This is a genomic window from symbiont of Argiope bruennichi, from assembly GCF_051094275.1.
Lineage (GTDB): Bacteria > Bacillota_I > Bacilli_A > Mycoplasmatales > SG1.
The window spans coordinates 506,784-522,434 of sequence record NZ_CP070274.1 but is presented as its reverse complement, the minus strand read 5'-3'; the positions used below and the strand labels follow the sequence as shown (position 1 = coordinate 522,434).

Sequence of the window (15,651 nt, the reverse complement as noted above, 5' to 3'; positions counted from 1 at the left end):
TAAAAATATCTTAATTCTTTAGATAAAAGAGAAATATATATTAATAAAAAAACGTTGTTATATTTTAGGCAATTAAATTAAATAAATAATTTTTGATTGTTATTTTTTAATTTAAGAAAAATTAATTGCTAAAAGTGTCAACTAATTTACCATTTCATCCAATAAAACACGTAATACCACTACCATTATTTTTTCTGGCAATGTTTAAAAATTCAGAAAAAAGGATTCATGAAACAGTTTTTGAAATATAATTAAAATAATCTTTAATTTTTTCATTAAAAAAAGTAAAATCAAAATTTTCTTTTACAGATTTTATAAAACTGTCTGTCAAAAAGATTTCAACACCACATCAGTGAAGTTTCACAGTTAAGTCATTATTTTTATCTAATAACTTTTTATTGTGAAAGTTATCATAATAAATGTTTAAGCATTTATCAAAATTAATCAATTTTTTATCAAGTAACAGTTGATATGTTTTTTCTATTACTGGTAAAAGTGATTGATATTCTTTTGGTACAACATTAAAATCAATCTTTGAAGCATCTATATGTATTTTATTGTTCTCAATATTTACATTTCTAGATATTTCTTCTTCTGTAAATTGGAAGTCAAATAAGTATGAATCATCTGTTTGTTCTTTTTTGACCTGTAATCCCATGTAACATAATTCTAAGTTTAATACCTCATAAACCATGTTTGGAGAATGAGGAATAAGATTACTGGCTACTATTCTTCAAATAGAATTCATTTAGCCTCCAAAATTTTGTAAAAAATAATTAATAAAAAATAAATATTAAAAATTTTTTACTTTTTATTCTAAAATAAAAATTAATTATTTCAAATTTACAAAATATTATTAAAAAAATATTAAAAAATTTTTGTAATCTCTTTTTAAAAAAACATTAATCTTTTTATCAACTTTTTTATTAAGAAAAAATAATTTAAAATTAAAAAATCATGTTAATAAGAAGAAAACTTTTTTTATATTTTCATAAATATTTTAAAAGATTTTTTGTTTTCTATCTTATTTATTTTATTCTTTTAACCTTTCTAATTATTGTTTTTAACGGAATTTCGACACCATTAAACGGAAATTTAATTTTTAATGATTTTTGAAAGAAAACTAAAGGATACGATTTCTATTTAAATTTTTCACAACTCAAAACTGATCCATTAGTTCAAAATAAAACACAAGAAGAAATTGATAAATTATTAGAAAATTTTTCACCCTCAAAAGATTTATATTTTCAATGAGATAAAAAAATTTCTCCACTTTCTTTAAAGTGAAAACTAATCAATGATCATGAAACTTTTATGGTTAATCAACAAGATTTTTCCTTCATTACTTTCCCAGAATCAAAAAATAATCAATGAAAATTTGATTATTTTCTTTACAAAAAAAATAAAAAACCAGTAAGTAATGTTGGTCCAAACAAAGTTTATTCGGTTTATATTTCCAATTCTTTTGCAAAAAATTATCACTTACAATTGAATAGTAAGTTTGATTTAAACTATGATATTTCTGATCCTAGCGCTAAGATAACAATAAAAGTTGCTTCAATTGATTATAACCCTAGAAGAATTTACAATAGAGAAACAATTTTTGAAGGGATGAATAAAAATTTTATTTTTCTTTTAAACGACGACATAAAAGAATTACAACAAAAAATTCCCTTAAATTATTACTATAGTTGCTATTTTAAATATCAAAATGAAAATTTTTCAGAATCTAAAAAAAATTCCATTTTTTCTCAATTAAATAACAGACTTTTACAAGATCCAAATCTAAAAGTTATATCTTTAACAAGAAAATTTGATTTTAATGATATGAACACTTTTTATTTTCAAAATTACAGTGTTTCTGTTTACTATATTGTTATTTTATTTATTTTAATGCTATCAATTTTTTTATTTTCAATTTTTTTTATTTGCTTGGAATCATATCTTTCCAAATTATCAGTATCTCTTGCAGTACTAAAGATAAATGGGTATAAAAAATCAGAAATTATTAGATCGCTTCTAAGTTACTTTTCTTTTTGATTTCTTACAACTTTTTCCATTGCCTACTTTTTGTCATTTTACACAACAAAATATTTTTTACATATTTATCTATCACCATTTATTCTACCAACCGAAGGGTATCACTTAAACAACTACATTGTTCTTGGCGCATTTATTTTAATTTATGGGGCATATTTATTATTTATAATTTTGGTAGCGTTAAGAAAACTTTCTAAAAATAGTTTAGCAACAATTAATAACTTATCAGATTTATTAATTTTAAGAACCCAAAGATGAAAAAAAATTTTTGAAAAATTTAGTTTTTTTATTAGATCTGTAGTTAACTTATTTGTTTCATATTTTAAGAATTCTTTGTTCTTTTTTGCTGGTATTTTTGTTACCACATTTTTAATTTTATCTTCATTTGTTTTTAACTTTTCAATTTTTGCTCTTTCAAACCGATACAATACCGTAAATAATTTTAATTCTCAATATATTCTTACAAAACCATTTTTTTATCCAGATAACGCTAACGATATTTCAAATCGTTTATTTTTTTCACACGATAAGAATTTAGCTGAATCTTTCAATAATTCTCAAGAATTTTTAGATGCACTAAAACAAAATAAACCATTTTCAATTAACAATTCATCATTAAAAAATATTAAAGAAGCCGACCTAATAAAAAAATTATTAGCAAATAATTACAAAGAAATTGTTGATTATGTAAAAAAAGTTTATGGGAATAAAGACTTTTTGATGTCATTTAATGAATATTATTTAGATCAAAACACATCATTATCTTTTTCATTATCCTATGTAGCAGCTAAAATTGATCAGCAATCAACTAATTTTCAAATTTTATCGATTCCAGAGCAGACTAAAGATAAATTAACAACTTGTTTTCCATTACTTACCGATGCGGTTCTTAATAAACTTAATGCATCATATGAGGCAGATCCTGAAGTTATTCCATTAATTGGCAACTCATATTTTTACAAAAACTATAAAGATTTTTACAATAAAACCTTTTCTATTGCGGGAATAAATGATAAAAAATTTAAAGTTATTGACTATTTGGAAAATGATTTTTCTTTTTTTCCTTGTGTGTATTCATATTTACCACAAGTCATAGAGGATAAAAGCTTTTTTTTTGATGGTAATTATGTATATTATAAGGACAATACCGACTATCAGTCATTTTTTAATGTTAATGGCAAATATCAAAGTTCAATATTTATTAAAACATCAAATCAAGAAATAAAAAAATTTATTGATGAGCAGTTTAAAATATTTATTATTATTTTTTGAATTTTGATTGTTTTATCTTCACTTATAAGTATTGTGTTTACTTTTATATTTATGGAATTTTTGTTAAGAAAAAATCGGATATTATTTACTGTTTTCAAAGCAACAGGATATAAAAATTCTTTTGTAAATTTTATTTTTTTAACAGTTTATGCTTTATCGTTAATTATTGGATCAATATTTGCGATGCTTGCAAGTTATTATATTTTGCAAGAACTTTATACAATTCTTACAAATAAAATTATTTTACCAATTTTTTTTGTGTTTAAACCAATTTGAATTTTATATACAGTTGTAATTATGTTAATAATTGTTTTCTTATCATATATCGCTGCAAAGAAAAAACTAAAATTAAAAAACTTAGCAGACTTATTAAAAATTAAAGAATAAGAAAACTATTGTTTTTCTCACTTTTTCAAGGTTCTAAAGCCACGATTTGAAAGACAAACCTTAACTTTTTTTCCATTAATAAGAATTTTTTTGGTTTGCATATTAGCTTTTCAAAACCTACGAGTAGCATTCATAGCATGACTTCTGTTGTTTCCAAATCTTTTTCTTTTTCCAGTTACTAAACAAATTTTCATTGAAGAATCCTAATCTTTATTTTTTTATAATTTTTTTTATAATATATACGTGAATAATGATAATAATTTTAATCAATATTTAAAAAAAATTAAAATTTTTTTAGAAAAACACGAATTAATTTTAAATTTTTATCAAAAAAAACATTTTTTAAATTTATTTTCAAAATATAAAATTAAAAATTATAATTTAATTGAAAAAAACGTTTTTAAAAAAAACACTTTTTTAATTAATATCTATGCAGATGTTCAATTTAAAAAAGATCTTTTTTTTAAAATATCTAACTTTGAACAAGAATTTTTATATTTTTGCGAAAAAGAACTAGATATAAAAATAACTAAAGTAAACTTTTATATTGTTAATTTAGTTTTTTAGCTTGATGATATTAAACAAAAATTAAAAATGACAAAAATCCTTTTACCAAAAAAATTAAAAGAAATTTTATTTTCTGGAGCTAACAATTTGATTAATTCTTCCAAAGAAATTAATCAAATTAATTTTTTTCCCGTACCAGACTCAGACACTGGTACTAATATGTCAATTACAATTCAATCTGGAATCAACAATATTTTAGACTTGGATACTGATGATGTTGGTTTAATTTTTCAACAAATGAGTGAAGGAATGCTCATTGGAGCTAGAGGTAATTCAGGAATTATTTTAAGTCAATTTTTTGTTGGTATTAGTAGATATTTTAGTAAAAATTTAAAGTTCACGGTAAAAAATTTTTTAAAGTCATTTTCTTATGGTTCTATTGAAGCATATAATGCAGTTTATGTCCCAAAAGAGGGCACCATATTATCAGTAATTCAAAAAATAGCTAGAATTTATAAAAAATTCAGGCACATTGTGTACTTTGAAAATTTTTTTCCAGAATTTATAGAAGAAGTAAAAAATATTGTTGCAGAAACAACCCAAGAAATGGAAATTTTAAAAGAGAAAAAAGTAGTTGATGCCGGGGCTCTTGGTTTACTAAAGGTTTTTGAGGGAATGAAAGATGGATTTTTTGATCATAAAATTGTAAATTATCAAAATTTAAAAGATAATAACTTTCAAAACCACAATGAAAATTTAGAATCATTTATCATTAATTCCAATTGTAATCATGGTTATTGCACTGAGTTTTTAATTTTATTGAACGAAAAACAGCAAAAAACTTTTAATTTAAAAGAATTTAGAAAAAAACTTGAAAAAAATAATTTTTCTTCAATTATTACTGTAAAAGCTAACAATATTATTAAAGTTCACGCCCATGCTTTAGATCCAGACAAATTATTAAATGTTGGTCTAAAACATGGACAATTATTGAAAATAAAGATTGACAATATGAATTTTCAAACGGAAAATCATCTTTTATTTTCAGAAAATGATAATCCATCAAATGAACTTCAAAATCCTGATAATTATTTAGAAAACAAAAAATTATCGGGATTATTTTTGATCACAAATTGTCAAAAAATACCAAATATTTTTGAAGATAGTTATTTAAAAGAAATTATTAATGTTGAAAATGATAATTTTTCTTCAGAGAACCTTAAAAAAATTAAAAGTCAATATCAATTTAAAGATAATATTTTTTTAACAGATGACGTCAAAGTTTTCAAGATTATTAGTGATTATTCTGATAATTGTCATGTTTTTTTACTTCCTTCAATAATTTATGCGCTTCCTTTAATTTATTCGTTTTCACCTGAGCAAAGTCCTTTAGAAACCCTAAGTATTTTTGAAGAATTATCAAAAGAAGTAACCGCTTTTTATATTAAAAATTCTTTGCATTTATCTTTAAATAATTCAGAAAATTTAAACAATAATGGAAAATTTTCTTTCTTTTTGTTAGAAGATAAAAAAATAATCAATAAATTAGAAGATAAAGTTGCCCTATTATTAAATTTTTTAGAAGAAAAAGAGTCTGAAATTTTTGAAGGAATTACAATTTTTTTATCTTTTTCCTTTTCAAAACAAGAAGAAAAAAAAATTTTAAATTTTTTAAAATTAAAAAAATACAAATGGGAGTTATACAACATTATTATGGAAAGTAGTGAATGCATTTTGATGCTAAATTAAATTTATGAATAAAATAGTTTTAGATTGTCTTGGATTTGATAATAGTGAAAGTGAGGCATACGCTGCTGCATTTTCATTTTGTCATGAATTTCCAGACGCCTTTATTGAAGTAATTGGTACCAAGAAGGAGTGAATGAATTTTTCAAAAAAATACATCATTCCATCAAATTTATTTTTTATTGAGTGTAATGAAAAAATTGAACAAAAAGACCTAGGTTTTAGCATTAAAGACAAACAGGGTTGTAGCATGGCATTAGCTATTAGCAAACTTCAAGAAGATGATTATTGTGGTATGGTTACTGCTGGTAACAGCGCTGCCTTTGTTTTAGAATGTTACAGTAAATTAAAAATTGATGAGCAATCAACCCCAGTTCTTTGTGGAATGTTGCCAAATATTAAAAAAAAAGAAGCTTCTTTTTTTTTAGATATTGGGGCAAACATTGATATTCAACCAGAGAAATTACTTTTGTGCTTGCCATTTTTAGTGAAATATTATAAAAATAATGGAAATAACAATATCTCAATTAAAATTTTATCAAATGGTGAAGAAGTTAGCAAAGGAAATGCTTTTACCCATAAAACAACCGAACTATTACAAAAAAATAGTGAATATTCAAAGTATTTTGATGGTTATGTAGAACCTACTAATTTGTTGAAAACTAACGCAGATATTATTCTTTCTGATGGTTGATCTGGAAACTTAGCTCTAAAGGGTTTGGAAGGTGGAATTTTGTCTTTTATTGAAGACGTAAAAAATAACATTAATAAAAGATTTTTATTTAAAATTTTTAGTCCATTAGTAAAAATGATTCTCAAAAAAACCATCAAAAAATTAGATTACAACTATGTTGGTGGCGCTATTTTGTTGAATGTTAAAAAAGTTTGTATAAAGGCTCATGGTGCTAGCAACAAAATATCCTTTTATCATGCACTAAAAAAATGTTATGATTTTGCGAACATCAAACAATTAAACTAATGAATCAACTAGACGAGGAGAAGGCCCCTTTAATAAAATTTTTAAAGTCTCTTAAAATTAAGATTCCAAAAGATCAAGAAAATTTGTTTTTTCAATCTTTTTGTCACTCTTCTTGATGCAATGAGCAAAAAGATAAAATTGAAAGTTATCAACGCCTTGAATTTTTAGGCGATTCAATTTTAAACTTTTGTATTACTTTATATTTGTATAAGAAATATCCAGATATTTCTGAAGGATCAATGTCAAAAATTAGATCAAAGTTAGTTCAAACCAAGACAATTGGTTTTATTTCTCATAAGTTAGATTTTGGCAATTGAATTAAACTTGGAAAAGGTGAAAGAGACCCACTCCACAACAGTATTAAAAATCTAGCTGATGTTTTTGAGGCGTTAATTGCAGCAATTTATTTATCTTCGGGGTTAAATAAAGTAATTCAGTTTTTAAAAAATCATTATTTTATTAATCTGTATTACTTAGATTTTGAAGAAATTGAGGATTATAAAACAAGACTTCAAGAGTATTTACAATCATTTTCTTTACCTGGGGTTGATTATATTTATCCAAACAAAGACTTAACAAATCAAAAAATTTTTCGTACTTTTGTAATTTGAAATAAAAATAAAATTTCTGAAGGTACTGGAAAAAACAAAAAAGAGGCTGAGCAAAAAGCCGCCAAAAACGCGCTTAATTATTTTTTAAAAAAAAATCTTAGTAAAAAAAAATCATAAGTATGAATAATCATAACGTTGATCATTGTTGTAAATTAGATGAAAGCACTTCAAAAAAAAATTGAAATTTACTTTCTTTTTCTTTTATTCTTTTAACAGTTGCAAATATCCTTCTTTTTATAGCATTTCTAAATTACAATTTTTTTAGCAATCACGTCTTAATTATCTTTAAGTACCATATTCTAGAAATTATTTGCTTTTTAACTACTTTTTTGCTGGTTGGAATTGATTTAATAAAAAAGTTTTTTAAAAATTTTTCTAAAAAATTTATTAATATCAACAATATTATTTTATTTTCCTCATTTATTATTACTTTTTATTCGCTTTTTTACTTTTTTTATCAAATTAATGATATTTTTACCGTTAATAATCTATCAGATCAAGCAAAAGACAATGTAATTTTTTATTCTGCATCATTGTTGTTATATTTTTCAAATATTGGAATCAGAATTGAAAAATATATTTTTCAAAAAACCGAAAAAACTTCCAATTTTTTGTCAGAATTACAACCAAAATATGTTAGGTGTTTTGATATTAGAACTAACAAAACTAAAAATAAATTTTATCAAGATGTTGAAATAAACGATATTGTTCTTGTAAAAAAAAACGAAATTATTCCAGTTGATGGATATGTTATCAACGAAGTTAGTTCTATTATTAGCACTAAAGTTTGAACTGGCGATGAATTGCCAAAAAGTATTGGCTTAAATTCTATGTATCCTCTGGAGATATTAATTTGGGGAATAATATTATGGTAAGAGTTGCCAAAAACTATCAAGATTTTGCGCTAACTTATTTAATTAATACCATTAAAAATTACAAAAAAACCCCACAGAAATATCAAAAAATTTCTGAGGTTGTTGCAAATTACTTAACTTTTGCTGTCTTGTCAATTGCTTTTTTAACTTTTTTGATTCATTTAATAATTGGTTTATTAAACAGTCCATTAAACTTTAAGGACTGTATTTTTCCAACGATCTCGGTTTTAGTTATTTTTTGTCCATGCGCACTTGGAATCACAATTCCATTACTTTTAGCAATCACCTCAATGAAAGCAAATCGAAAAAAAATTATTATTAATAATCCAAATTTAATTGACAAAATTTCTTCAATCGATACGGTTGTCTTTGATAAAACGGGAACTTTAACAAAAAATGAAATTTATTTTGAAAACTTAACTTGTCTTGACAACAATTCTTTGTATTTTTCCATTTTAAGGTCATTAGAACAAAAATCTCAACATCCAATTGCTCAATCAATCCTTAATATGTTGGTAAACTATCCCTTGGTAAACATTACAAATTTTAAAGAAATTTTTGGAGTTGGGGTTTTTGGAAAATATAGCGATAAAGAAGTAGCCGTAATTTCCAAAGAAAAAGCCACAAAAAGATTTTCAAATTTAAAAATTGGCAACTTTAATCAAGAAATTTTTTTAATTTATGATAATCGAGTAGTTGCTGGTTTTGATAAAAAAATTTTATTTAGAAAAGAGGCAATTAATTGCCTTCATTTACTAAAAAAATTAAAATACAACACTTATATTATTACTGGAGACAACAATTTATATGACGAAGATATTGAAAAAATTGTTGACAGAGACAATATTTTTACCAAATGTCTTCCAGAAAAAAAACTTTCAATTGTAAAGTCGTTAAGAAATCAAAGAAACTTAAATTTGATCTATGTAGGGGATGGAATTAATGACATTTTAAGTTTAAAAGAGGCAAATATTTCCGTAGGAATTGGATCAAGATTTGATCTTGCTAGCATTCAAACTGATATTGTTCTTGTAAATAATAATTTAATGAATATTATTTATGTTATTTTTTTACTAAAAAGAACAAAAAAGTTTATTATTTTTTCTTTAACCTGATCAATTGTTTACAATTTAATTTTTGCACTTGTTGCATCATTTGGCCTAATCCCCCCCGTATTTTCCGGGATGATAATGATATTTAGTGATATTTTTCTTTTAATTTTTGCATTATTTTTATATTTCTATCGTTTAAAAATTTAAAAATTTGAAAAAGTTTTAATAATATTTTAAAATGATTTACAGACAAAAATATGTCTGTAGTAATAAACAAAAAAAATTGTAAATATTTTTTAGAAATCTAACCCTTTATCTAAAAAAACTTATTAATATAAAAAAATTATTAGAAACCAATCTAATAATTTTTTTTTTAAATAAAATTAACAATATATGGACAATATCTTCAAAAATTTAAAGAATTTTTTTAATAATAAAGCCCCTTTTAACAACCAAAATCAAAATAATTCAGAAGATCCTTTCTATGACAATTCACCAATACCTCAATTAAAATATTCTAATTATACGTTGCGTAAAGACTATAAAGCGATATGTGAAGTTTTAAATAATGATCAGTTATTTTGCACAAGATTTGATACTATTCCTGGAATTTTTGGTAGGGCAAATAAAAAAAACTTTGAAAAAATTAACAAAATAAAAAAGCGTAGTAATAAAAATTTGATTTTAATGTTTGAAAGTTTAGAACAAGTTTTAAAACATATAAATTTAGATGAAAAACAAATAAATGCCATAAATATTTTTGGTAAGTTTCACACTTCATTTAAAATTTTAAAAAGTAGAGTAAAAGACGAATCAAAAGAAAATCTTTATTCAACGAACGATTATTTAGTTTTTAGAATCTATTTTCCTAAAAGATGATTTTTTCCTCAATGTAAATCAGGATTTTTTTGTAATAGAATATTTACATGCACAAGTGCTTTATTAAAAAAATTTGGCCCTCTTTATACTACAAGTTGTAATTATGAAGGTAAAAGACCAAGAAAACTTCCCAATCGTGTTATAAGTTTTGCAAAAGAAAACTCAATTCATTTTAATTATTCTCTTTATTGGGGCAATACATTATCAAGACCATCAACAATTATCGACCTAGAAGATGGCAAATTTTCTGTTATTAGAAAAGGAATATATAAAAGAAAAATTCAAGAAAATATTCAGCATCTTTTAGCTTCCCGAAATTAGAAATACTATTTATTCACCTAATTAATTCAATAAAAATTTTTTAATTACCTTAAATTTTTTCAAATTATTTTTTTATTCACATTCCAGAACCTCTCTTAATGTCCTATATTTCATACTCATATCAATTAGACTCTGACAACTTATATCTAATTATTATTACTTCAATTATCTTTCTTTCCTGTGTCACATTAGCAATATTTTCTTTAATACAATTTTTGAAGACAAAAAAAATAAAAAATGAATTTTTAATGGCTAAAATTTGTTTTACAAGAAATGGTTTTATTATTGCTCAATTTGACACCGTTCCTTCAATTTTTGCAAAAGTTTCCAAAAAAAACTTTAATAAATTGAATAAAATAAAAGAAACAAATCAAAATTTTACAATTTTTTTTTCTTGTTTAGAACAATTACTTGATTATTTTAATTTAGAAGAAAAACAAATTAAATTAATTTGTTCATTATTAAAATTCAATCCTTCATTTAAAATTTTAAAAAGTAGAGTAAAAGAGGAATACAAAGAAATTCTTTACTCTAAAAATGACTATTTATTTGTAAGAATTTGATTTTCAAAAAAAAATTCTGTATTTGCAAGAGAAGTTCCACTTTTAATTGATGAAACTGGTCCTTTGTTTGCAACAAGTTGTCATTATAAAGGGGAAGATCCAAGGATAAAACTAAGATTAATAAAACAATTTTTTTATCAAAATCTTTCTAAAAAAACTGAAATGCTCTATTGTAGAATCTTAATTAAAAGGTTTTCTCAAAATAAAATTTCAACAATTATTGATTTGGAGAATAATAATTTTTTAATTTTAAGAAAGGGAATGAATATTTCTGAAATTATTAATTGTTGCGACAACCAATAAATTATTAAATTAAAAAATTATGCACAATAACTTTTATCCTGCTCTTGCAATTAACAATCGACGAATTGCTCGATTAGCTGCACTTAAAAAAGAGTTAAAATTTCTTTTACAAAAAACCGACAATAATCGATTTTTTTTTGCAAAATTTAATTTTAGATGTGGTATTTTTTCTTTATCATTTAAAGAAAACTACCAAAAGTTAAAACAACTAAGTTTAATTAAATCTAATAGTTTTTTTATTTTTTTATCGATAAATCAATTACTTATTTATTTTGATTTAACTGACGAACAAATTTTTTTAATTCAAAAAGTTAACAAATATCATCCAATATTTCAGATTTCAAAAGATTATTTAATTGAAGAATATAAAGATGATTTTTATTTTGAAGGTGACTCGGTAAAAATTACTATTTTTTTAAAGTCGTTGATTTCTCAAGAAAAAATTAAAAAAAGATATTATTCTGGGTTCTCTTATTTTTCTGGTCTTATGGTTTATTTTTTAGATGAAAAAGGACCTTTATTTTTTTCAGAATTTCCAAACAAAACTAAAGAGATTAAAAAATTTGCAAAAGAAACAACAATTTATTTTTCATCTTTTTATTTCACCTATCCCACCTATCCTTATGCTGTTGGAAAATTTACTCCAACAATTATAAATATTGATAATAATTTTTCAATTTTAAGAGAGGGTAGATACGCCTCAAAGATTAAAAATATAATAAATAAATATTTAGATGATTAAAACTATTTATTTATCTAAAATCTTATTTTTTGTTTTAAAATAACTAAATGGTTATCTTATTATTTGTTTTTGCAGGAGTTTTTTGTAGCGTAATTTTTGCAGTTATTGCTTTTTTTACCGAAAATGAATAATTTTGCTTTTTTTGGAAGCGATGATTTATCTTTTGAATCATTAAAAAACCTTGTTTTATCAAAAAGCGTTGCTTTAAAACTTGTTGTTGTAAAGAACAAACAAAAAAATTTATTAAAAGATCCTATCTTTCTTTTTTGCCAAAAAAATAAGATTTTTTTTTTAAATTTTGAAAAAAATAAAACTTTTTGAAACGATATTTTAAAAATTTTTAAAGAAAAAAGCATAACATCAATTTTTTGTTGTTCATTTGGGGCAATTTTTCCCTTAAAAGTAATTAATTTTGTAAAAGATACTTTTAATCTTCATCCTTCATTTCTTCCAAGGTGAAAAGGACCTTCTCCAATTGTGTATTCAATTAGGCATGATCCAATATCTGCTGTATGCATAATAAAAATTGCAAAAGAAGTGGATAGCGGCGATATTATAAAGATGGAACCTTTTTTAATTGATATAAAAGATAATTATTTATCAGTTCTTTCAAAAATTAAAGAAATTGTTCATAAAAATTTATCTAAATGAATCAATGAATATTATCAAAACAACTTTTCTTTAATAAAACAAGATAAATCAAAAGAAACAATTTCTAAAATGATTACCTTTTCAAAAAGAAAAATTAATTTTGAAAAAAACGTTTTAGATGTGTACAATTTTATTAGATCATTTCCAAAATCTGATTTACCATATTTTTGTTTTAAAAATAATTTATTTTTCATTGATGAATGTAATTTTTTTGAGACAAAAGAAACTATTTTGCCAAAAACAATTATTTTGTCTAAAAATCAACTAAAAATTTATTGTTTAAACGGGTTTATCAATATCTTAAAAATTCAAAAAGAAGGTAAAAAAATTTTAAATATCAAAAGTTTTCTTAATGGAAAGTTAATTTTTAAAAATTATGATCAGACACAATAAAGAAAATCAAATAAAAATTATTGCTTTTTGTGGGATTTATGGGGCATTTATTCTTCTTTGTTTAGCTTTTTTAAAAATTCAAGCAATCGGCAATGAAGGTGGCTATTTACAATTTGCCGATGCTTTTTTATTTCTAGGTTGTCTAATAACAACTAGTTATATCTATGTTATATCAATGAGTTTTGTTTATGTTGTTGGTGATCTTTTAAACAATGCTGCAATTTACGCTCCAATTACATTTTTCATTAAATTAATAAGTTTATTTTTGATGACTTTTCACCAAAGAAAATTTTTTTGATATTTTATTTTTTTATGTATTTCCCAGGCACTTGTTCTTTTTGGATATTTTTTTTATGAAATTGCTTTATATGGTATTAGTTTTGCGATAAGTAGTTTATATTGAAATTTTCTTCAAGTAATTTCTGCAATTAGTATTGGTTCATTACTAGGTTACTTATTATTAAAATCTAATTTAACTTTGATTGACGATATATGAATAAAATAAATATTAAAAATATTAGAAATTTTTCAATTATTGCTCACATTGATCATGGAAAAAGCACTCTTGCTGATAGAATTATTGAAATTTGTAAAAAAGTAAAAAAATTAAAAACTGAATTACTAATGGATGAGTTAAAGATTGAAAGAGATCGAGGGATCACTGTAAAATTAAACTCCATCAGACTTTATTATGAGTATAAAAATGAAATATACACTTTTCATTTAATTGATACTCCAGGGCATGTAGATTTTTCTTATGAAGTTTCAAGATCTCTTGAAGTTTGTGATGGAGTAATTTTAGTAATTGATGGAACTAAAGGAATTCAAGCTCAAACCATATCACATTTAAGACTTGCAAGAAAACAAAATTTATCAATTATTCCAGCAATTAATAAATGCGATATGAAAAACTTCGATTATGAAAAAGTTAATAATCAAGTTAAAAAAATTTTAAAAATTAATCAAGATAGTTTGCAAATTAGTGCTAAAAATGGGATTAATATTGACAAATTATTAGAAAAAGTAATTTTACAAATAAAACCCCCAATTACTTTAAATAATGAGTTTCGAGCGCTTATTTTTGACAGTTTTTATGATACTTATCAAAAAGTTGTTTTATACATTAAAGTTTATGATGGTGAACTAAAAACTGGCGACATAGTTACTTTTTTTTACAAAAAAACTTATTTTAAAGTTTTAGAAGTTGGAGTCAGGACTCCTGAATTTAAACCCTTAAATGTTTTACATGCTGGTGAGATTGGTTATTTAATTTGTGGTATTAAAAATATTGATGACATTGAAATTGGGGATACAATTTTTTTAAAACAAAATAAATTAAATTTACCAATTCCTGGTTATCAAAAAATAAAACCATTACTTTATTTTTCATTATTTCCTTACGATCAAAAAGATTTTGATAGCTTTAAAAAAGCTTTTTATCGCCTAAAGCTAAACGACTCAAGTTTAAATATTTCCTTTATATCGACTCAAAGTTTAGGAATGGGATTTAGATGTGGTTTTTTAGGGGTTTTACATGCAGAAATTACTTGTCAAAGATTAGAAACAGAGCATAAGATTAACCTAATTGTAACTCAACCCAATATTGTCTATGAAGTTCAATTAAAAAACAATGAAATGACAGAAATTTCTGATCCCTCAGAATACGATCCTAAAAAAATTAAATCAATTAAAGAAAAATGAGTTTCTTTAAGCCTTTATTGTGACATTCAATATATTGGTAGTGTCATAAAGTTGCTAAATACTAAAAGATCAGTATTTAAAAATATGGAATTTTTATTTGATGATACCCAATTAATTGTTTTTCATTTACCATTTTCTGAAGTTATTTTTGGTTTAATTGATGAGATAAAAACGGTTAGTAAAGGCTATTGTCATTTTGATTATGAATTTATTGATTCTTTACCGGTTGAAGTAGTAAAAGTTGATGTATTATTAAACAAACAAAAAATTGATTTATTAAGTTTTTTAACTGATAAACAATCTTCATATGAAAGAGCTAAAAAATTAGTAAAAAAATTAAAAGAAATGCTTCCAAGAAAAAACTTTGAAATTCCGATTCAGGCTGTTATTAATAATAAGATTATTGCAAGAGAAACAATTGGGGCAATTAAAAAAGACTTGAATATTATTCATAAAGGTGACATTAGTAGAAGAAAAAAACTTTTAGAAAATCAAAAAGAGGGTAAAAAGAAAATGAAACAGTTTGGAAAAGTTGAAATTCCAACCTCTGTTTTCAATCAATTGTTTGAAACAAGTAAGATTAAAAACAAATAAAAAATAAATTTTAAGGAAAAAATTGGAGTATTTTA

At 23.2% G+C, this 15,651-nt stretch carries 15 protein-coding genes; 13 read left to right on the top strand and 2 right to left on the bottom strand.

What is annotated here, in order from left to right; genetic code table 4:
• Positions 1–121 precede the first annotated feature (121 nt).
• Positions 122–748 carry a hypothetical protein gene (locus JTY60_RS02535; protein WP_434414548.1) on the bottom strand — a complete coding sequence of 209 codons (627 nt, stop codon included), beginning with the start codon at positions 746–748 and terminating at the stop codon, positions 122–124.
• Positions 749–957: 209 nt separating this feature from the next.
• Between JTY60_RS02535 and JTY60_RS02530 the strand changes: the two genes are divergently transcribed.
• Positions 958–3,699, top strand: coding sequence for an FtsX-like permease family protein (locus tag JTY60_RS02530; RefSeq protein WP_434414547.1), 2,742 nt, complete (start codon positions 958–960; stop codon positions 3,697–3,699).
• 5 nt (positions 3,700–3,704) lie between these two features.
• Here the strand turns inward: JTY60_RS02530 and rpmB are convergent, their stop codons facing one another.
• Complete coding sequence (rpmB, locus tag JTY60_RS02525) at positions 3,705–3,893, bottom strand: 50S ribosomal protein L28 (protein WP_434414546.1); 189 nt, start codon at positions 3,891–3,893, stop codon at positions 3,705–3,707.
• Between the two features lie 49 nt (positions 3,894–3,942).
• Here rpmB and JTY60_RS02520 point away from each other — a divergent pair, with 49 nt between their 5' ends.
• The 12 genes from JTY60_RS02520 (at position 3,943) to lepA (ending at position 15,616) form a co-directional block, all read left to right on the top strand.
• Positions 3,943–4,266 (top strand): hypothetical protein, encoded by a 324-nt coding sequence (locus JTY60_RS02520; RefSeq protein ID WP_434414545.1) that lies wholly within the window; start codon positions 3,943–3,945, stop codon positions 4,264–4,266.
• 27 nt (positions 4,267–4,293) lie between these two features.
• Positions 4,294–5,955 carry a DAK2 domain-containing protein gene (locus JTY60_RS02515; protein WP_434414544.1) on the top strand — a complete coding sequence of 554 codons (1,662 nt, stop codon included), beginning with the start codon at positions 4,294–4,296 and terminating at the stop codon, positions 5,953–5,955.
• 4 nt (positions 5,956–5,959) lie between these two features.
• Positions 5,960–6,931, top strand: a complete 972-nt coding sequence (locus JTY60_RS02510) for a hypothetical protein (RefSeq protein WP_434414543.1) — start codon at positions 5,960–5,962, stop codon at positions 6,929–6,931.
• Positions 6,931–7,659, top strand: a complete 729-nt coding sequence (gene rnc, locus JTY60_RS02505) for a ribonuclease III (RefSeq protein ID WP_434414542.1) — start codon at positions 6,931–6,933, stop codon at positions 7,657–7,659. Before JTY60_RS02510 ends, rnc begins: the two co-directional genes overlap by 1 nt.
• Positions 7,660–7,661: 2 nt before the next feature.
• On the top strand, positions 7,662–8,417 hold the full coding sequence (locus tag JTY60_RS02500; protein WP_434414541.1) for a hypothetical protein: 756 nt from the start codon (positions 7,662–7,664) through the stop codon (positions 8,415–8,417).
• Positions 8,411–9,676, top strand: coding sequence for an HAD-IC family P-type ATPase (locus JTY60_RS02495; protein ID WP_434414540.1), 1,266 nt, complete (start codon positions 8,411–8,413; stop codon positions 9,674–9,676). The genes JTY60_RS02500 and JTY60_RS02495 overlap by 7 nt, the downstream gene beginning before the upstream one ends.
• A gap of 186 nt (positions 9,677–9,862) precedes the next feature.
• On the top strand, positions 9,863–10,669 hold the full coding sequence (locus tag JTY60_RS02490; RefSeq protein WP_434414539.1) for a Sua5/YciO/YrdC/YwlC family protein: 807 nt from the start codon (positions 9,863–9,865) through the stop codon (positions 10,667–10,669).
• 248 nt (positions 10,670–10,917) lie between these two features.
• A complete protein-coding gene (locus tag JTY60_RS02485; protein WP_434414538.1) occupies positions 10,918–11,535 on the top strand; it encodes a Sua5/YciO/YrdC/YwlC family protein in 618 nt (205 codons plus the stop codon).
• 19 nt (positions 11,536–11,554) lie between these two features.
• A complete protein-coding gene (locus JTY60_RS02480) occupies positions 11,555–12,277 on the top strand; it encodes a hypothetical protein (protein WP_434414537.1) in 723 nt (240 codons plus the stop codon).
• A gap of 123 nt (positions 12,278–12,400) precedes the next feature.
• Positions 12,401–13,321, top strand: coding sequence for a methionyl-tRNA formyltransferase (locus JTY60_RS02475; RefSeq protein ID WP_434414535.1), 921 nt, complete (start codon positions 12,401–12,403; stop codon positions 13,319–13,321).
• Positions 13,305–13,826 carry a hypothetical protein gene (locus JTY60_RS02470; protein ID WP_434414534.1) on the top strand — a complete coding sequence of 174 codons (522 nt, stop codon included), beginning with the start codon at positions 13,305–13,307 and terminating at the stop codon, positions 13,824–13,826. Before JTY60_RS02475 ends, JTY60_RS02470 begins: the two co-directional genes overlap by 17 nt.
• Positions 13,814–15,616, top strand: coding sequence for a translation elongation factor 4 (gene lepA / locus JTY60_RS02465; protein WP_434414533.1), 1,803 nt, complete (start codon positions 13,814–13,816; stop codon positions 15,614–15,616). The genes JTY60_RS02470 and lepA overlap by 13 nt, the downstream gene beginning before the upstream one ends.
• Positions 15,617–15,651 lie beyond the last annotated feature (35 nt).